This window comes from Bordetella hinzii LMG 13501, assembly GCF_001548475.1.
GTDB classification, from domain to species: Bacteria; Pseudomonadota; Gammaproteobacteria; order Burkholderiales; family Burkholderiaceae_B; genus Bordetella; species Bordetella hinzii.
Genome location: NZ_LRUJ01000022.1, coordinates 23,247 through 40,571, shown reverse-complemented (window position 1 = coordinate 40,571; position 17,325 = coordinate 23,247). Strand labels below are relative to the sequence as shown.

18 protein-coding genes are annotated in these 17,325 nt (G+C 68.6%); 10 read left to right on the top strand and 8 right to left on the bottom strand.

The features are described 5' to 3' along the window. Positions 1-13 precede the first annotated feature (13 nt). Positions 14-142 (top strand): hypothetical protein, encoded by a 129-nt coding sequence (locus AXA74_RS24795; RefSeq protein WP_005016451.1) that lies wholly within the window; start codon positions 14-16, stop codon positions 140-142. A 90-nt stretch (positions 143-232) separates the two neighbouring features. Here AXA74_RS24795 and AXA74_RS14975 read toward each other — a convergent pair whose 3' ends face one another. Next, complete coding sequence (locus AXA74_RS14975) at positions 233-2,101, bottom strand: TRAP transporter large permease (RefSeq protein WP_029581497.1); 1,869 nt, start codon at positions 2,099-2,101, stop codon at positions 233-235. Next, positions 2,098-3,111 (bottom strand): TRAP transporter substrate-binding protein, encoded by a 1,014-nt coding sequence (locus AXA74_RS14970; protein WP_032957055.1) that lies wholly within the window; start codon positions 3,109-3,111, stop codon positions 2,098-2,100. Before AXA74_RS14970 ends, AXA74_RS14975 begins: the two co-directional genes overlap by 4 nt. 218 nt (positions 3,112-3,329) lie before the next feature. On the opposite strand from AXA74_RS14970, the gene AXA74_RS14965 reads away from it, so the two are divergent. From AXA74_RS14965 to AXA74_RS14930, 8 genes are all read left to right on the top strand, one after another. Continuing rightward, complete coding sequence (locus AXA74_RS14965; protein WP_032957058.1) at positions 3,330-4,130, top strand: IclR family transcriptional regulator; 801 nt, start codon at positions 3,330-3,332, stop codon at positions 4,128-4,130. Between the two features lie 46 nt (positions 4,131-4,176). Further along, positions 4,177-5,349: an acetyl-CoA acetyltransferase gene (locus AXA74_RS14960; protein WP_032957061.1), complete on the top strand. Its 1,173-nt coding sequence runs from the start codon at positions 4,177-4,179 to the stop codon at positions 5,347-5,349. Further along, complete coding sequence (locus AXA74_RS14955; protein WP_032957064.1) at positions 5,346-6,968, top strand: acyl-CoA synthetase; 1,623 nt, start codon at positions 5,346-5,348, stop codon at positions 6,966-6,968. Before AXA74_RS14960 ends, AXA74_RS14955 begins: the two co-directional genes overlap by 4 nt. 21 nt (positions 6,969-6,989) lie before the next feature. After that, positions 6,990-7,748: an SDR family NAD(P)-dependent oxidoreductase gene (locus tag AXA74_RS14950; protein ID WP_029581492.1), complete on the top strand. Its 759-nt coding sequence runs from the start codon at positions 6,990-6,992 to the stop codon at positions 7,746-7,748. Positions 7,749-7,782: 34 nt separating this feature from the next. Next, the gene (locus tag AXA74_RS14945; protein WP_029581491.1) at positions 7,783-8,361 is read left to right on the top strand and encodes a PCC domain-containing protein; all 579 of its coding nucleotides are present in this window, start codon (positions 7,783-7,785) and stop codon (positions 8,359-8,361) included. Then, the gene (locus tag AXA74_RS14940; protein ID WP_029581490.1) at positions 8,348-8,767 is read left to right on the top strand and encodes a PPC domain-containing DNA-binding protein; all 420 of its coding nucleotides are present in this window, start codon (positions 8,348-8,350) and stop codon (positions 8,765-8,767) included. The genes AXA74_RS14945 and AXA74_RS14940 overlap by 14 nt, the downstream gene beginning before the upstream one ends. Positions 8,768-8,910: 143 nt before the next feature. Beyond that, positions 8,911-9,651, top strand: coding sequence for a DUF4377 domain-containing protein (locus AXA74_RS14935; protein WP_223850576.1), 741 nt, complete (start codon positions 8,911-8,913; stop codon positions 9,649-9,651). Between the two features lie 67 nt (positions 9,652-9,718). Next, positions 9,719-11,311, top strand: coding sequence for a tetratricopeptide repeat protein (locus AXA74_RS14930; RefSeq protein WP_029581488.1), 1,593 nt, complete (start codon positions 9,719-9,721; stop codon positions 11,309-11,311). On the opposite strand, the gene dctP is transcribed toward AXA74_RS14930, so the two are convergent. The 4 genes from dctP to AXA74_RS14910 all read right to left on the bottom strand — a co-directional run bounded on the left by dctP (position 11,304) and on the right by AXA74_RS14910 (position 14,643). Further along, a complete protein-coding gene (dctP, locus tag AXA74_RS14925) occupies positions 11,304-12,269 on the bottom strand; it encodes a TRAP transporter substrate-binding protein DctP (RefSeq protein ID WP_032979108.1) in 966 nt (321 codons plus the stop codon). The genes AXA74_RS14930 and dctP overlap by 8 nt on opposite strands. A gap of 81 nt (positions 12,270-12,350) precedes the next feature. After that, positions 12,351-12,905, bottom strand: coding sequence for a YbaK/EbsC family protein (locus AXA74_RS14920; protein WP_080700960.1), 555 nt, complete (start codon positions 12,903-12,905; stop codon positions 12,351-12,353). A gap of 20 nt (positions 12,906-12,925) precedes the next feature. After that, positions 12,926-13,432: an arsenate reductase ArsC gene (locus tag AXA74_RS14915; protein WP_032979104.1), complete on the bottom strand. Its 507-nt coding sequence runs from the start codon at positions 13,430-13,432 to the stop codon at positions 12,926-12,928. Positions 13,433-13,566: 134 nt separating this feature from the next. After that, entirely contained in the window at positions 13,567-14,643 is a 1,077-nt protein-coding gene (locus AXA74_RS14910; RefSeq protein WP_029581484.1) for a tartrate dehydrogenase, read from the bottom strand. Between the two features lie 88 nt (positions 14,644-14,731). Here AXA74_RS14910 and AXA74_RS14905 point away from each other — a divergent pair, with 88 nt between their 5' ends. Beyond that, on the top strand, positions 14,732-15,625 hold the full coding sequence (locus AXA74_RS14905) for a LysR substrate-binding domain-containing protein (protein WP_032979102.1): 894 nt from the start codon (positions 14,732-14,734) through the stop codon (positions 15,623-15,625). Between the two features lie 30 nt (positions 15,626-15,655). Here the strand turns inward: AXA74_RS14905 and AXA74_RS14900 are convergent, their stop codons facing one another. After that, entirely contained in the window at positions 15,656-17,101 is a 1,446-nt protein-coding gene (locus tag AXA74_RS14900) for a DUF1254 domain-containing protein (RefSeq protein ID WP_032979100.1), read from the bottom strand. A gap of 34 nt (positions 17,102-17,135) precedes the next feature. Beyond that, a complete protein-coding gene (locus AXA74_RS24700) occupies positions 17,136-17,312 on the bottom strand; it encodes a DUF1214 domain-containing protein (protein WP_223850575.1) in 177 nt (58 codons plus the stop codon). Positions 17,313-17,325: the final 13 nt, after the last annotated feature.

Here is a 17,325-nt window from a genome sequence, read left to right as displayed (position 1 = left end):
GCGGAGAAACATCATGGCCGAACGCAAGCGCGTGCGTCGCAACACCCTCGAACGTCGTTGCCTGGGCAAGTCCTTCAAGCGTCTGTTCGTCAACGCTCCCAAGGGCGTGTTCAAGATGCTGGAAAAGATCAAGCGCGTGTAATGCCGCGCGCCGCTCCTTGCGGAGCCGGCAAGAGAGCCCCCGCAAGGGGGCTTTTTTTTCGCCTGGCGGCCGCGGCCCGGCCGCCGTCCTTCAGCGCAAAAAGCCCGTCGACAGCCAGGGGATGGCCGCCACGATGACGGTCCCGGCCGCGATGGCGCACATATAGCCGACAATGGGCCGTATGCCCGCATCGGGCGAGACCTTGCCGATCGCGCAGGCCGCGTAGTAGCCCACGCCGAAGGGCGGGGCGAACAGGCCTATCCCCATGGCGAGGATGACGACCATGGCGTAGTGCACTTCATGCACCCCCATCTGGTGGGCGATGGGAAAGAGCAGGGGGCCGAACAGCACGATGGCCGGGATGCCTTCCAGCACGCTGCCCAGGATGATGAAGGCGATGATGGAGACCGCCATGAAGGTATGGCTGCCGCCCGGCAGGCCGCCCATGAAGCTAGCCAGCTGCCCGGAGAAGCCCGATTGCGTCAGCCCCCAGGCCATGGCGGTGGCCGTGCCGATGATCAGCAGGATGGCGCCGGACAGGCAGGCGGTGTCGACCAGCATGGGCAGCAGGCGCCGCGCGTCGAAGCAGCGGTACACCAGCAAGCCGACCAGCGCCGCATAGACGATGCCGATGGTGGAGACTTCGGTGGCCGTCGCCACGCCTTCGACCACGGCGGCGCGGATCACGAAGGGCAGCGCCAGGGCCGGCAGGGCCACCATGAAGCTGCGGCCGATCTCGCGGCCGGAGGCCTTGCGCGCCAGGCCGCGGGCGAGGTGGCGGTTGCGCCACCAGACCACCAGGCAGAGCATGGCGCCCAGCACCACCGCGGGCAGCAGGCCGCCGGTGAACAAGGCCGTGATGGACACCCCCGTCACCGAGCCGATGGTGATGAGCACCAGGCTGGGCGGCACGGTCTCGGTCTGCGCGCCCGTGGCCGAGAGCAGGGCCACCAGCTCGCCTTCGTCGGCGCCGCGCTTGCGCATCTCCGGAAACAGCACCGGGGCCACCGCCGCCATGTCGGCCGCCTTGGCGCCGGAGATGCCGGAGACCACATACATCGCGCCGATCAGCACATATGACAGGCCGCCGCGCACATGGCCCAGCAGGCTGGCCAGGAAGGCCACCATGCGCGTGGCCATGCCGGTCATCTCGATCAGCAGGCCCAGGAAGACAAACAGCGGGACCGCCAGCAGGATGAGATGCGACATGCCTTCGTCCATGCGGCCCACGACCACCATGAGCGGCACGTCGGTGGTCAAGGACAGATAGCCGAAGGTCGCCAGCCCGAAGGCGAAGGCGATGGGCACGCCGGCAAACACCGAGGCCGCCACGATGCCCACGAAGAAGATGAGCAGATTGGCGTTGCCCAGCTGCGCCAAGACCGGCTGCAGCAGCGCCATGATCCCGACCGCCGCGCCCACCAGCAGCAGGGCGATACCGGTGGTGCGCCATTGGGCGTGGGCGAGCAGGCGCAGTAGGCAGATGGCCGACATGAGGACAATGCCCACCGGCAGCGCCGCCGCGCGCCAGATATTGGGGATCTCCAGCGCGGCGGTGCTGACGTACTGCTCTTCGAGCGCGTATTCATAGCCGGGCGCCAGCACCATCAAGAGAAAGGCCAGCGCCGCGCAGACCGCCACCATGTCCAGCGCGGCGCGCGTGGCCGGGCTGCATCGGTTCACCAGCGCGGCCATGCGCATGTGCTCGCCCCGCCGCAGCGCCACGACCGCGCCCAGCATCGCCAGCCAAAGGAAAAGCAGCGAGGCCAATTCGTCCGACCAGACCAGGGGGGTATGCAGGGCGTAGCGCGCGACCACGCCAGCGAACAGGATGACGATCTCGGCCACCACCAGCAAGGCGGCCGGGATCTCCACCAGCCGGCCCAGCGCCTGGTCCAGCGCGGCGAGCGCGCCCTGGCCGGCGATGGGCGGGCTCGCCGCGATCCCGGCGGCCCTCATGCGAGTCTCCCGGCCGATTGCTCCAGCAGACGCCAGGCCTTGTCGCCGTATTTTTCTTTCCAGCCGGCATAGAAGCCCGCCTTGGCCAAGGCGGCGCGGATGGGCGCGGGATCGGGCTGGTTGAAGCTCAGGCCTTCCTCGGCCAGCTTGGCCTGCAGCGCATTATTCAGGGCCAGCACGTCGGCGCGCTCGGCCATGCCGGCGGCGTTGATATGGCGCGCGACCACCTCGCGGATGTCTTCGGGCAGTTTCTCCCAGGCTCGCCGGTTGGCCAGGAACCAGAAGCCGTCCCACATATGGTTGGTGAGCGAGCAATACTTCTGCACCTCGTAGATCTTGGCCGTCTGGATGATGGCCAGGGGGTTCTCCTGGGCGTCGACGACCTTGGTCTGCAAGGCCGAATAGGTTTCGTTGAAGTTGATGCTGGCCGGCGCGGATCCCAGGGCCTTGAACATCGAGGTCCACAGCGGGCTGACCGGCACCCGTATCTTCAGGTCCTGGAAGTCGGCCGGGCCCGCGATCGGGCGCGAGCTGGTGGTGACCTGGCGAAAGCCGTTGTCCCAGATGCGGTCCATCACATGCAGGCCCTTGCCGCGGATTTCGGCGCGGATATAGGCGCCCAGATCGCCGTCCATGGCCTTCCAGACCGCGTCGTAGTCCGGAAAGGCGAAGCCCACGCCGCTGATCGACGCCGAGGGCACCAGCGTGGACAGGATCAGGCCCGAAAGCGTGAAGAACTCCACCGCGCCGGAGCGCAGCTGGCTGAGCGTGTCAGTGTCGGAGCCCAATTGGCTGCTGGGAAAAATCGCCAGCTCGAAGCGGCCGTTGGTGTCGCGCGCGATATTGCGCGCGGCTTCCTGGGCGCGCAGATTCATCGGGTGCGAAGGCGGCAGGTTGTTGGCGTATTTGTAGCGGTATTGCACGGCCCCCATGGCGCGATGAAAAGGGGCCACGGCCAGCAGCGCCGCGCCGCCGGTGGCGCGCATGAGATTGCGACGGGTCTTGTTCATGCTGTCTCCTCTGTGTGGTGCCGGTTGTCCCGGGTGTGCGCCGTCATCGGCGTCTTGCACGCTTTCTTGATATGGTCCATTATATGGACCTAAGAAAAGCGATGAATTTATTTAAGCATATTGAATATCAAGCGTAAATGCGTAAAATCGAGGAAAAAATGGTGAGCAAGAAAAAATCACTAGGTCCACAAAATGGACCGCCTGATGGAGGAGGCAAGTTGCGGGATACCCCGGTCCAGGTGGAGGGCGCGCAGACCCTGGCGCGCGCCATGCAGGTATTGCGCGCCGTCTCGCGCGGCGACGGCGCGGGTTTGTTGGCGCTTACCCGCGATACCGGCATGAGCAAGCCCACGGTCCACCGCCTGCTCTCTGCGCTGGCCGCCGAAGGCATGGTCGAGCAGGATGCCGCCACGCGCCGCTACTACCTGGGCCCCGAGTGCCATGTGCTGGGCAATATCGCCAGCGCGCGCTTCGGCATCAACCGGCTGGCCGCGCCCATCGTCGCCCGCCTGGCGCATGAGTGCGGCGACTCGGCGTTCTTCTCCATCCGGCGCGATGTATTTGCCGTGTGCGCCATGCGCGAAGACGGCGACTATCCGCTCAAGACCCATGTGCTGATGCCCGGCGACCGCCATCCCCTGGGCGTAGGCGCGGGCAGCCTGGCCATCCTGGCCGCCCTGGAGGACGAGGACATCGAGGCTTGCCTGCAGGCCAACGCCGCCTTGATCGCGGCCCGCTATCCCCACTATTCCCTGCCGCTCATCCGCAGCCTCGTCAGAGAGGTGCGCGAGCAGGGCTATGCCGTGAACCGAGGCCTGGTGATCCCGGGTTCCTGGGGCATAGGCATGCCGGTGCGCGACGCCGGCGGCCAGGTGCTGGGCGCGCTCAGCATCGCCGCCGTGGAGTCCCGCATGGACGAAGAGCGGCAGTTCCAGATGGCCAAGCTGCTGGCGCGCGAAGCCGGGCGCCTGCAGGCACAGCTGCACCCGGCGGATCCGCCGAACCGAACCAAGTCCTGAGTCCGCCAGTCCGGGCGGGCCTCGGGCACAACCTGAGGAGACTGCAATGAGCAAGCGTGCCGTGATCGTGGGATGGCATCACATCCCCTTCGGCAAATTGGATGACCCCGACACCGAGAGCCTGATGGCCAGGGTGGCGGCTCCCGCCCTGGCGCATGCCGGCCTGGATGCGCAGGCGGTCGATGGCATTTATGTCGGCGTGATGAACAGCGGCTTCCAGAAGCAGGATTTCCAGGGCGCGCTGGTGGCGACCTCGGTGCCCGGGCTTGAGCACGTGCCGGCCTGCCGCCTGGAGAACGCCTGCGCCACCGGTTCGGCGGCCTTGTACGCCGCCATGGATTTCATCGAGGCGGGACGCGGCCGCGTGGCCCTGGTGGTGGGCGCCGAGAAAATGACGGCCCGGCCCACCAGCGAAGTCGGCGACATCCTGCTCAATGCCAGCTACCGCAAGGAAGAGGCCGATGTGGCGGGCGGCTTTGCCGGTTTGTTCGCGCAGATCGCCCAGGCCTATTTCGCGCAGCACGGCGATCAAAGCGCGGCCCTGGCGCGCATCGCCGCCAAGAACCACCGCAATGGCGTGGACAACCCCTATGCGCAGCTGCGCCGCGATCTGGGCTTTGATTTCTGCAATACGGTCTCGGAGAAGAATCCCTATGTGGCCGCGCCGCTGCGCCGCACGGATTGCTCCCTGGTGTCCGATGGGGCGGCCGCGCTGGTGCTGGCCGACGAAGACACCGCGGCCTCGCTGGCGCGCGCTATCGCTTTTCGCGCGCGTGCCCATGTCAACGACTTGCTGCCCTTGAGCCGGCGGGATCCGACCGCCTTCGAGGGCGCGCGCCGTGCCTGGCGGCAGGCGCTGGCCGCGGGCGGACTGGAGCTGGACGACCTCAGTCTGGTCGAGACCCACGATTGCTTCACCATCGCCGAGCTGCTGGAGTACGAGGCCATGGGGCTCGCGCCGAGAGGGCAAGGCGGCAAGGTGCTGCTGGAAGGATGGACCGAAAAAACCGGCCGCCTGCCGGTCAATCCTTCGGGCGGGCTGAAGGCCAAGGGCCATCCGGTGGGCGCCACCGGGGTGTCCATGCATGTCATGGCCTGCATGCAGCTCATGGGCGAGGCTGGCGGGATGCAGATCCCCGGCGCCACGCTGGCGGGGGTCTTCAACATGGGCGGAGCGGCCGTGGCCAATTACGTCAGCCTGCTGGAGCGCCGCAAATGAGCCCGGCTGGCACGACGCCGGCCGGCGGCGTGGCGCCCGCCACGCGCCGCGTCATGAACCTCGCCACCTTCCTGGCGCAGGCCGCGCGGCGCCACCCCGACGGGATCGCCGTCTCCGAGGGCGGGCGCGACATCAGCTGGGCCGCCCTGCAGGCGCGCAGCGCCGCGCTGGCCGCCGCGCTGGCCGCGCGCGGCATCGCCAAGGGCGACCGCGTGCTGGTCCATGGCCGCAACAGCATCGCCTATATCGAGACCCTGTTCGCCGTCTTCCGGCTGGGGGCGGTATGGGTGCCGACCAACTTCCGCATCTCGCCGGACGAGGCCGCCTACTTGGCGCAGGCCTCCGGCGCCCGCGCTTTCCTGTGCGATGGCGTCTTCGATGCGCATGCGCGCACGGTGTCGCAGGCCATGCCGGACCTGGTCCTGTTGGCGCGCATGGGCGCCGGGGAACTGGGCGAGACCGATACGGCCACGCTGGTCGAGGCCCACCTGGCCCAGCCCGCCGACTGCGCGCGCGTGGACTATGACGATCCGTGCTGGTTCTTCTTCACCTCGGGCACCACGGGCCGGCCCAAGGCCGCGGTGCTCACGCATGGGCAGATGAGTTTCGTCATCACCAATCATCTGTGCGATCTCATGCCCGGCACGACGCAGCAGGACGTCAGCCTGGTCGTCGCCCCGCTGTCGCACGGCGCGGGCATCCACTTCCTGACCCAGGTCGCGCGGGCGGCGCGCAGCATCCTGCCCGACCAGGACAAGTTCGACGCCGAGGCCATCTGGGCGCTGGTGGCGCGCCATCGCGTCAGCAATATGTTCACCGTGCCCACCATCGTCAAGATGCTGGTCGATCATCCCTCGGTCGACCGCCATGACCATAGCAGCCTGCGCTATGTGATCTATGCCGGCGCGCCCATGTACCGCGAAGACCAGAAACGGGCGCTGCTCAAGCTGGGGCCGGTGCTGGTGCAGTATTTCGGCCTGGGCGAAGTGACCGGCAACATCACCGTGCTGCCGCCGGCGCTGCACAGCGCCCACGACGGCCCGGGCGTGCGGGTCGGCAGCTGCGGCTATGCGCGCACCGGCATGGAGCTGAGCATCCAGGACGACAACGGGCGCGAACTGGGGCCCGGCGAGAGCGGCGAGATCTGCGTCTGCGGGCCGGCGGTATTCGCCGGGTATTACGCCAATCCCGAAGCCAATGCCAAGGCTTTCCGGGATGGCTGGTTCCGCACCGGCGACCTGGGCTACCTGGATGATGAGGGTTTCCTCTACATCACGGGCCGGCAATCCGACATGTATATCTCCGGGGGGTCGAATATCTATCCGCGCGAGATCGAGGAGAAAGTCCTGGCCCATCCCGCCGTCGAGGAGGCGGCGGTGCTGGGTGTGCCCGATCCCGTGTGGGGAGAGGTCGGTGTCATGGTGTGCGTGCTGCGCCAGGGCCACGTCCTCGACGAGAGCGCCTTGCTGGAGTGGCTCGCGCCGCGCCTGGCGCGCTACAAGCTGCCACGCCGTGTCTTCTTCTGGGAGACCTTGCCCCGATCGGGCTACGGCAAGATCACCAAAAAGCTGGTGCGGGATGCATTGTACGAACGCGGCCACCTACCCCAGGCCGCCTGATCCTTACAAGGGAGAGCAGACATGCAAGCAGGGCAGGAGCTGGTGCTGGTGACAGGAGGCGCTTCGGGCATAGGCCTGGCCGTGGCGCGCGGATTGCTGCAGGCCGGGCGGCGCGTGCTGGCGGCCGATGTGTCGCAAGAGCGTCTGGAGGCCATGACCGGGCTGGCGCCGCCGGAGCAACTGGGGCGCGTCTGCATGGACGTGGCCGACGAAGATAGCGTGCTGCGGGCCATGGCGCGCATCGAGGAAGAATTCGGCCCTATCGCGGGCCTGGTCAATTCGGCCGGCATCGGCCGCGACGTGCCTTTCCTGGACACGGACACGGCCTTGCTGCGGCGTATCCTCGATGTGAACCTGGTGGGTTCTTTCGTGGTGGCGCGCGAGGCGGCGCGCCGCATGCGCGAGCGCCGCGCCGGGGCCATCGTCAACATCGCCTCGGTCTCGGGCCTGCGCGGCAATGCCGGCCGGGCGGCCTATGGCGCGTCCAAGGGCGCCGTGGTGACGCTCACGCGCGTGATGGCGGTCGAACTGGCCGAGCACGGCATACGGGTCAACGCGGTGGCGCCCGGTCCGGTGGACACGCCGCTGGTGTCGCAGATGCACACCCGCCAGGCGCGCCAGGCCTGGGAGCGCGCGGTGCCGCAGCATCGCTATGCCGCGCCCGACGAGTTGAACGGCACCGTGGCGTGGCTGCTGGACGACCGTCTTTCGAGCTATGTGACCGGGCAGATCATCTGCGTGGACGGCGGCTTTACCGCGGCCGGCATGCTTGCCCATTGACGACCGTCGCGCCACAAGCGCGGGGAGCCCTGCCATGCGATACCCCACCGTGCATCGTCACGAAAGCGGCGCCATGCCGCCGCGTCCCAGGACGCTGATCCACCCGGGCAGCTACAACCCGGTCCGTATACAAAGCTGCAGCGCGCCCCTGGCGCGCCATATCCGCCTGTTGCTGCGGCCGGGCGCCACGCTCTACGAGGCCTTGGTCGGCCCGCTGGCGCGCGCCGGCATCGCCCAGGCGTCCATGACGCTGTTGGGCGGTGTCTTCGCGCGGCTGGATTACTGCACCGCGCCGCCCGATCCCACGCACCAGGCCGTGGTGGCCTATACCGAGCCCATCCAGGCGGGCGCGGCCGATCTCGTCTTCGGCAACGCGACCCTGGGCAAGACCGATGGCGGCCTGCCCCTGGTGCATTGCCATGCCGTGTTCCGCGACGCCGGCGGCCGCCTGGCCGGCGGCCATATCGTGCCGCAGACCAGCATCATCGGAGCGGGGGCGCTGGCCGTGCTGGCGACGTCGCTGGAGGGCTTCGAACTGCGCGCCAGCTACGATGAGGAAACCCATATCCGTCTGTTGCAGCCTTTCAAGGATGAGCATCATGAACGACGCTGAGATCGAGCGCGGCCGCATGGGGCGGGTGGCATATGCCCGCATCGGCCCCAACGAAGACCTGGTGCAGGGCGTGGAGAAATTCTGCCTGTCGCTCGGGTTCCGCCACGCCTTCGTGCGCGGCGCCCTGGGCAGCCTGGTCGATGCCTGCCTGTATACCGCCCAGGGCGGCTATCGCCGCATCGAGGGGCCGGCGGTGGAGATCGTGAGCCTGGCCGGCGAGGTCCGCGCGCAACCCGACGGTTCTTTGCGCGCCAGCCTGTCCGGCGTGGTCGCCGATCCGGCCGGCCAGGTGCATGGCGGGCCTTTCGTCCCCGGCGCCAACGCCATCTGCATGACCTTCGAGGTGACCCTGGAGGAGTGGCTGCCCGAGCCCGCGCTGGCCCGGCTCAATGGTGTCAGTGTGTAAGCCGCGGGGGCGGCGGCCCGGGCTTCGTATAGATTTTGAAACGGGGCGCCGCGGGCGGGGCAGGACCGCTACGTAGAATGCGCCCTGTCATCCAGAGAGGAACAACGATGAAAAATCTGCTCCTGGTCCCCGTGCTGGCCGCCATGCTGGCGGCTTGCGCGCCCGCAACCCGCGAAGGATCTTCGCCCATGTCCGCTGCCCCTGTTTCCCTGCCCTTGACGGCCTATACCTGGCGCCTGGTGGGCGCCACCGACGCCCGCGGGCAGGCCGCGCTGCAAACCGGCGTCGAACGGCCGCTGCGGCTGTCTTTCAGCGGCGATGCCCTGAACATCCAGGGCGGCTGCAATGGCCAGTTCGGCGGCTACCGGCTTGCCGGCGGCGTGCTCAGCGTGGCCAACCTGGCCTCCACCATGAAGGCCTGCGAACCCGCGCTGATGCGCCTGGACGCCGAGGTCGCGCGCCTGTTCAAGGGCGAATTGCGCGTCACGCAGTCGGGCGATGCGGCCGCGCCGCGCCTGCGGCTGGCGGCCGCGGACGGCAGCGTCCTGACCTTCGCCGGCGACCCCACGGCCGAGACGCGCTATGGCGGTCCCGGGGTCACGGTGTTCCTGGAGGTGGCTCCGCAGCGCGTGCAGTGCAGCCATCCCCTGATGCCGGATCACCGCTGCCTGCAGGTGCGCGAGCGCCGCTACAACGAATCCGGCGTGGCCCTGCCGCCGCAGGACGACTGGCATGCGCTGTACTCGTCCATCGAGGGCTATGAACACCGCGACGGCGTGCGCACCGTGCTGCGCGTCAAGCGCTATGACTTGAAAAACGCGCCGGCCGATGCGCCGTCCCAGGTCTACGTGCTGGACATGGTGGTCGAGCAGCAGGTCCGCTGAGCCGCAGCGGGTGGCGATAAAATCGCCGCCAGCCCCCGGTCCCCGGGGGGCCCAACCTGGCCGCAGCATGACCGACTCCATTTCCGATTTGCAGACCCGCGCCGCGCAGGCGTTTTCCTCGGGCGATTACGCCCAGGCCGCCAGCCTGCTGTCCGAGGCGCTTGCCCTGGCGCCGCGGGACGGCGCCGTGCAGGGCGCGCTGGGCTATGCGCTCAGCCGCCTGGGCCGCCTGGACGAGGCCGCCGACCGTTTTGACGAGGCCGCGCGGCTGCGGCCGGCCGACGCCGCGCTGCTGCGCGATGCGGGCGCGGTCAACCGCAAGGCGGGCCGCCTGGAAGCGGCGCTGGCCCATTATCGCGCCGCCTACCGGCTGTCGAACAATGACGTGGCGCTGCTGGGCCAGGTGGTCGACGTGCTGCGGCAGCTGGGCCGCGCCGACCAGGCGCTGACCTTTGTCGACGGCATCCTGGCGCTGGCGCCGCAGTCCGCGGCGCTGCATTATGTGCGCGGCGTGGCGCTGGGCGCGCTGGCGCGCCGCCGCGAAGAGCGCCAGGCCTATGAGACCGCGCTCAAGCTCGACCCCCGGCTGGTCGATGCCCATACCAACCTGGGCGTGCTGGCGCGCGATGAACACCGCTTCCAGGATGCGCTGCGGCATTTCAAGCAGGCCCTGGCCATCGACCCCGAGAATGCCGGCGCGCGCAACAACCGCGCGCAGACCAATCTGCTGCTGGGGCAATATGCCCATGGCTGGCGCGACTATGAGTGGCGCTGGCGCGATGGCGTGCAGGCCATGCCCTTCGAAGGCGCGCCCTGGCTGGGCGGGCCACCGCTGGCCGGCAAGACGCTGCTGGTGCATGCCGAGCAGGGCCTGGGCGACACCCTGCAGTTCAGCCGCTATGTGCCGGCGCTGGCGGCGCTGGCCGGCCGCGTGGTGTTGCGCGTGCAGCCGCCCTTGCAGGCCTTGCTGCAGGCCTACCTGCCCGAGGTCAGCGTGATCGCCGAAGGCCAGCCGCTGCCCGCCTTTGACCACCATGTGCCCTTGATGAGCCTGCCATTGGCCCTGTCGCGCTCCGAGCCCTTGCCGCTGGCGCGCCGCCTGCAGGCCTCGCCGGACCTGAAGGCGGCCTGGGCCGGCCGGCTCGGCCAGGTGTTCGACGGCCCCGCCCGGCCGCGTATCGGCCTGTGCTGGTCGGGCAGCGCCGCCCATCCGGACGACGGCAACCGTTCCATTCCCTTCGCGGCGCTGGCGTCCTTGCTGCAGGCGCCCTGCGATTTTGTCTGCGTGCAGAAAGACGTGCGTCCCGCCGATCTCCAGGCGATCGACGCCTGGCGCGGCAGCGGCGCGGCCGGCCGCCTCTACCTGGCGCCGCTGGCCGATTTTGACGACACCGCCGGCTTGATGGCCAATCTCGACCGCCTCATCAGCGTCGATAGCGCGCCCGCTCACCTGGCCGGCGCCATGGAAGTCCCCACCTGGCTGCTGCTGCCCGCCATGCCGGACTGGCGCTGGCAGCTGCGGCGCGCCGACACCCCCTGGTATGCCTCGGTCGAACTGCTGCGCGCCGAGCAAGGATGGCCGGCCGTGCTGGACGGCCTGCGCGCGCGCCTGGCCCAGGGTCTGGCGGATCAGGCCGCCGGCGGCGCCGCCCTTACTTGAGCAGGCAGGCCGCGTCCTGCGAGCCCAGTTTGTTGTGGGCCAGCCAGGCCTGGGTTTCCGCCGCGCCGGCCTGGTTCAGGGCGGCCATGATCCCGGGCGCCGGCGCGGTGTTCAGCGTCATCTTGTTCGCCCGCATATTGGCGTAGTTTTCGTTGATGCGCTGTTCGACGCCGGCCCAGGCCTGGGCCGAGACTTGTTCGGCGGCCTGGGAGAGCGCCGCCTGCTGGTCCGGCGCCAGGCCGGCCCAGGTCTTTTCATTGATCAGGGTGTAGCTCAACGGGATGGAGTAGCTCACGGCCGTGAAATGGGGCAGCTGGTCCCAGAGCTTGCGGCCCGCGCCGCCATCGCCCGAGGTGAGCACGGCGTTGACCTCGCCGGCGGCCAGTTTCTGGGCCAGGGCCGAATAGGGCAGCTCCACGCTTTGCGCGCCCAGGCGCTCGAAGACGGCTTTGCTGGTGGCGTCGTAGGTGCGGATCTTCAGGGCCTTGATGTCGGCCTCGCTTTGCAGCGGCTTGACCGACCAGATACCCGAGGGCGGCCAGGGCGTGACATAGAGCAGGCGGGCGCCCAGCTTGAGCGCATGCGCCTGCAGCGCGCCGCGCACGCAATCGTATTGCGCCCTGGCTTGTTTGAAGTCGCGCGCGGCAAAAGGCAGGGAGGTCAGCAGGAAGAGCGAGTCGCGGTTGCCGACGATGCCGCCGAACAGCGTGCCCATCTGTGTCTTGCCGCTGGTCACGGCGTCGACCTGGTCCACGCCCTTGAAGGGGTTGTCCTTCTCTTGCAGCGGACGGATCGCCAGCTTGCCCTGCGACAGCGTCTTGACCGCGTCGGCGAACTGCAGGTCTGTCGCCGCCGTGATGGAGGTGGCCGGGTATTCGTTGATGAGGTCCAGCGTGGTCTGCGCCTGGGTGGTGGCGCAGGCAAGGCAGAACAGGGCGGCGGCCTGAAGACGGGACATGGGTCTACCCCCGGGATGATCGTCCTAGGCTTTTACCGCCGTCCGCCATGCCGGACAGCTGGGGAAAACGCGCAGCGCCGGTTACTCGCCGGCCAGGGTCAGCGGCGCGATATCGGCGCCGGCCAGGCCGCGCAGCCGGTCCGGCTGCAGCAGCAGCTTGAGGGTGCGCACGCCGGCACCCATGACCACATGGGGACGCGCCATGACGGCCTCGTCGATCAGGACGGGCCAGTCCGCGGGCAGGCCGAAGGCCGTGATGCCGCCGAACTCCATGCCAGTCAGCGCCACGGCGTCCTCGCGCTTGGCGAAGGACAGGCGCTGCGCGCCCAGGCGCGCCTTGACCGCGCCATTGATGTTCAGCCGGCGGTCGCCCAGCGAGACCACGGCGGCGTAGTGTTCGCCGCCGGCCTTTTTGTAGCGCAGCACCAGGGTATTGGCGCAATCGCCCAGCCCGAAGCCGTAGCGGGCGCTGAACTGCGCCGTGTCGGAATGGGCGTCATCGACCGCGAAGACCAGGGCGTCGCGGGCCGGCAGCGCCGCGGCCACCGGCGCGGGCAGGCGGGCGGCTTGCTGGGCGGCGTCCAGGAGTTCGAACCGGTATTGTTCGGCGTGAGCGTGCAAGGACATGGGTCGTATCGAGGGCAAGGAGGACAGCGCTATTGTAGGGGGGCCCAGGTCTTGCCGATGCCGCGCAGCTCATCCTGCAGCGACGGCCTGTCCAGGCGGTCGAAGGGCAGCGACAAAAACAGCTGGATGCGGCGCTTGAGCACCCGCGCGGCGTCATGGAAGGCCTTGCGCTGCTCGGTCTCGCCCCCGGCGCAGGCGGCCGGGTCGGCCACGCCCCAGTGGGCGGTCAGGGGGCGTCCGGGCCAGAGAGGGCAGGCTTCGCCGGCGGCGGCATCGCACACCGTGATGACGACGTCCATGGGCGGCGCGTCGCCGCCGGCGAATTCATCCCAGCTCTTGCTGCGATAGCCCTCGGCCGGCAGGCCCAGCGCCTGCAGGGTGGCCAGGGCCAGCGGGTGGACTTCGCCCTTGGGATGGCTGCCGGCCGAATACGCCTTCCAGCCCGCGCCGGCCAGGCTGTTGAACAGGCCTTCGGCCAATATGGATCGCGCCGAGTTGGCGGTGCACAGGAACAGGACGTTGCGGGAAGCGGACATGGTCGATAGCGGCAGGTGTGGGTCTCGCGGCGGTGGCGGCGCGGTAGAGGCCGGCCCTGCTGCTCGATCGTGACCAGCCGGGCCTGTTCCGTGAAGTGAATGTACATCCGCCGCGCCCGGCGCGGCGAGCGACCTCAGCGTCCGGCCTCGATGTGCGCCGCAATGGCCTGGCCGATGTCCGCCGTGCGGGCCTGGCCGCCCAGGTCGGGCGTGCGCGGTCCGTCCTTCAGGCAGTGTTCGACGGCGCGCAGGATGGCGTCATGCGCCTCCTGGCTGCCCAGGAATTGCAGCATCAGCGCGCCCGACCAGATCATGGCGATGGGGTTGGCGATGCCCTTGCCATAGATGTCCGGCGCCGAGCCGTGCACCGGCTCGAACAGCGAGGGAAAGCGGCGTTCGGGATTGAGGTTGGCCGACGGCGCGATGCCGATGGTGCCGGCGCAGGCCGGGCCCAGGTCGGAAAGAATGTCGCCGAACAGATTGGACGCCACCACCACATCGAAGCGCTGGGGCTGCAGCACGAAGCGCGCGGCCAGGATATCGATGTGCTGCTTGTCGGTGCTGACGTCGGGATAGTGGACGGCCATGGCGTCGGCGCGCTCGTCCCACCAGGGCATGCTGATGGCGATGCCATTGCTCTTGGTGGCCACCGTCAGGTGCTTGCGTTCGCGGCGCCGGGCCAGGTCGAAGGCAAAGCGCATGACGCGGTCCGTGCCGTGGCGCGTGAAGACCGACTCCTGGATCACGATCTCGCGGTCCGTGCCGGCGAACAGGCGGCCGCCCAGGTTGGTGTATTCGCCCTCGGTGTTTTCGCGCACGATGAAGAAATCGATGTCGCCGGCGCGGCGGCCCGCCAGCGGGCAGGGCACGCCCTCGAAGAGGCGCACATGGCGCAGGTTGATGTACTGGTCGAACTCGCGGCGGAACTTCAGCAGCGACCCCCACAGCGACACATGGTCGGGCACGGTCGCCGGCCAGCCCACCGCGCCGAAGAAGATCGCGTCATAGCCCTGCAGCTGCTCTTTCCAGTCCGGCGGCATCATCTCGCCGTGGCGCGCGTAGTAATCGCAATTGGCCCAGTCGAAGCTGTCGATCCGCAGCGGGAGATGGAAACGGCGGGCCGCGGCTTGCACGGCGCGCAGGCCTTCGGGCATCACTTCATTGCCGATGCCGTCGCCGGCGATGGCGGCGATCTTGAATACTTGGGTCATGGTCGGGCTCAGGCGAAAAAAGGCCCATCCTAGGATCTGCATGATCCATATACAATGGATCAATCTGTGAAATGACTATGCACGAAACATGAATAATGACGTGCTGCCGGCCGATCTTCGGGTGTTTTGCGCCGTGGCGCGGGCCTCCAGCTTTTCCGCCGCCGCCGAAGCCCTGGGCATGTCGCCCGCCTATGTCACCAAGCGCATCCGCCTGCTGGAGGCCGGCCTGGGCACGCCGCTGTTTCATCGCACCACGCGCCGCGTGGTGATCAGCGAGGCCGGCGAGCGGGTCTACCACTGGGCCCAGCGCATCCTGGACGACGTCGATCATCTGGTCGAAGAGGCGGGGATCACGCGGCGCGAGCCGCGCGGCCTGCTGCGGGTGTGCAGCAGCTTCGGCTATGGCCGCCGCGTGGTGGCGCCGGCGCTGTCGGCCTTCGTGGCGCGCCATCCCGCCGTGCAGGTGCGCTTCGAGGTCTTCGACCGCCTGGTCGATGTCGCGGCCGAAGGTTATGACCTGGACGTGCGCGTGGGCGACGACATCGCGCCGCACCTGATCGCGCGCAAGCTCGCCGCCAATCACCGCGTGCTCTGCGCCTCGCCCGCCTACCTCGCCGAGCGCGGCACGCCGCGCAGCCTGGCCGAGTTGTCCGCGCACGATTGTCTGGTCATCAAGGAGCGCGACCATCCCTTTGGCGTCTGGCGCCTGCAGCGCGGCCGGCGCGAGCAGACGGTCAAGGTGCGCGGGCCTTTGTCGGCGAACAATGGCGAGATGGCCGTGCAATGGGCGGTCGACGGGCGCGGCATCATCCTGCGTTCCACTTGGGACGTGCAGCCGCTGATCGACGCGGGCAAGCTCGTCCCCATCCTGCCCCAATACCGCCAGACCGCCAATGTCTGGGCCGTCTACCCCGCGCGCCTGAACGCCTCCGCCAAAGTCCGCGCCTGCGTCGAGTTCCTGGCCGGGCATATAGGCGGATAAATGGGATGCCCGGCCGCGGGCCGGGGCCGGTTACTTCTCCTGCCGTTCAAAGTCGCCCGGTTTCCAGCTCTTGTCGAAGGCGGCCGCTTCCGGTCCGTAGATGCGGATATAGGCAAACCAGCCCTGGCCGGGATTGGTCTTGATCCAGCGGTTCTCCAGTCCGGCCGGCGCCTTGGGACCGAAGTAGAGCGTGAGCGGTTTGCTGGTGTCCACGTCCTTTAGCTCGAACAGCGAGCGCAGCGCGGCCTTGTCCTGGCTGGTCTGCACCTGCGAACGTGTCTTGCTGTCGTAGAGGGTGACCGACCAGAAAAGCTTGCCCGGCACGGGTTGCGGCAGCGTCAGCGTGTATTGCCTGCCGCCGTCCAGATAGGTGCCCTTGGCGTCGCGCGCGCCGAGCCAGTACAGCGAGCCCGCGCCCGGATCGCGGCGGAACATGGCCGGCGAGGTGACGATGGCCTGCGCGAACCAGCGGTCGCGCGCCTCCATGTCCATGCCGGCCGGGGTTTCGAATTGGGCGCTGCCCGGCACCAGGCCCACCCACTCCCATTGACGGTCGGGCCAGGCGCGGCGGTCGCTCCGGTCGCTGTCGAAGGCGGCCACCAGCATCTGGTCGCGGCCCAGGCGCGCGGCCTGGGTCAGCGTTTCGCGCAGCTTGGCGTCCGGCTTGAAAGGCTTGCCTTTTTCGATGCCCAGCTCGGCCAGCAGACCATACATGGCTCGGGCGCGCGTATCGACGGGCTCTTCCTGGATGACCTTGTCAAGCACCTCCCAGAAGCGGAAGTTGTCTTCCCACTTGAGCGATGAGCTGTCCAGCGCGACCTGCGAGGTATCCACCGTTTCCAGCGAAGGAGCGGCGGCGCCGTTTTCCGACCAGGGGTGGATCTTCACGGCGCGCAAGGCCTGCAGCGCCTTGGCCGCATCGCCGCCCACGGGCAAGGCGCGGATGGCCAACAGGTTCTTGATCGAAGGCGAGCGGCCCACGTGATAGCCCTCGGGGATGTTGCCCTGGTAGTCCATGGGCACCACCAGGTGCTTGCCGCCTTTGCCGGCGTCGGGGCCGGGCAGACCCAGATCCTGCACCCAGCCCTGGTTGTGATCGTTGACCAGGCCGATGTAGGGGCCGGGCGGCAGCTCGACCACCACCGGGCCCTTGCTCAGGTCGATGACGGCGGACCCGTAGGGAGTGTCGGAGTTCAGCGTGAAACCCACTTGGCGCGGCCCGGTGGCGGCGATGCCCCATTGCTTGCCGTCGGCGATGCCGGCGACGCGATTGCCATTGAAGATGCCTTCCATCGAAACGGTGGGGTACCAATAGCGATAGGCGATCAGCGCGCGCTGCAGGGCCTGGTCGGCACGCGCCTGCCGCGAGGTCTGGGCTGTCGGGTAGCCGCGCTCAAAGCGGTAGGCGTTTGTGTCCTTGGCCTGGACAGTGCCGGCACAGGCCAGGGCCAGCGCGGCGATCAGGGTACGGTTCATGGTGGTTTCCTGTGGGTGGGCTTGCCGGTGGACGTTATTGCGCTTCGATATCGTTCAGCTTCCAGCTTTTGTCGAACCATGGCTGCAGCGGCCCGTAGAGACGGAAGATCGTGAACCAGCTCTTGCCGGGCAGGGTCTGTATCCAGTTGGCAGCGTCCTTGGGCCGGGTGGGCGAGAATAAGCGCGCGGCTTGGCCGGCGGCTGGGCGCAGGCGGCCAGCAGCG

Coding starts and splice junctions, on each gene's coding strand:
- AXA74_RS14900 (WP_032979100.1), bottom strand. CDS start 17,101: ATGAACCGTACCCTGATCGCCGCGCTGGCCCTGGCCTGTGCCGGCACT.
- AXA74_RS14915 (WP_032979104.1), bottom strand. CDS start 13,432: ATGTCCGCTTCCCGCAACGTCCTGTTCCTGTGCACCGCCAACTCGGCG.
- AXA74_RS14975 (WP_029581497.1), bottom strand. CDS start 2,101: ATGAGGGCCGCCGGGATCGCGGCGAGCCCGCCCATCGCCGGCCAGGGC.
- dctP (WP_032979108.1), bottom strand. CDS start 12,269: ATGTCCCGTCTTCAGGCCGCCGCCCTGTTCTGCCTTGCCTGCGCCACC.
- AXA74_RS14930 (WP_029581488.1), top strand. CDS start 9,719: ATGACCGACTCCATTTCCGATTTGCAGACCCGCGCCGCGCAGGCGTTT.
- AXA74_RS14935 (WP_223850576.1), top strand. CDS start 8,911: ATGCTGGCGGCTTGCGCGCCCGCAACCCGCGAAGGATCTTCGCCCATG.
- AXA74_RS14905 (WP_032979102.1), top strand. CDS start 14,732: ATGAATAATGACGTGCTGCCGGCCGATCTTCGGGTGTTTTGCGCCGTG.
- AXA74_RS14955 (WP_032957064.1), top strand. CDS start 5,346: ATGAGCCCGGCTGGCACGACGCCGGCCGGCGGCGTGGCGCCCGCCACG.
- AXA74_RS24795 (WP_005016451.1), top strand. CDS start 14: ATGGCCGAACGCAAGCGCGTGCGTCGCAACACCCTCGAACGTCGTTGC.
- AXA74_RS14950 (WP_029581492.1), top strand. CDS start 6,990: ATGCAAGCAGGGCAGGAGCTGGTGCTGGTGACAGGAGGCGCTTCGGGC.
- AXA74_RS14970 (WP_032957055.1), bottom strand. CDS start 3,111: ATGAACAAGACCCGTCGCAATCTCATGCGCGCCACCGGCGGCGCGGCG.
- AXA74_RS14960 (WP_032957061.1), top strand. CDS start 4,177: ATGAGCAAGCGTGCCGTGATCGTGGGATGGCATCACATCCCCTTCGGC.
- AXA74_RS14910 (WP_029581484.1), bottom strand. CDS start 14,643: ATGACCCAAGTATTCAAGATCGCCGCCATCGCCGGCGACGGCATCGGC.
- AXA74_RS14945 (WP_029581491.1), top strand. CDS start 7,783: ATGCGATACCCCACCGTGCATCGTCACGAAAGCGGCGCCATGCCGCCG.
- AXA74_RS14940 (WP_029581490.1), top strand. CDS start 8,348: ATGAACGACGCTGAGATCGAGCGCGGCCGCATGGGGCGGGTGGCATAT.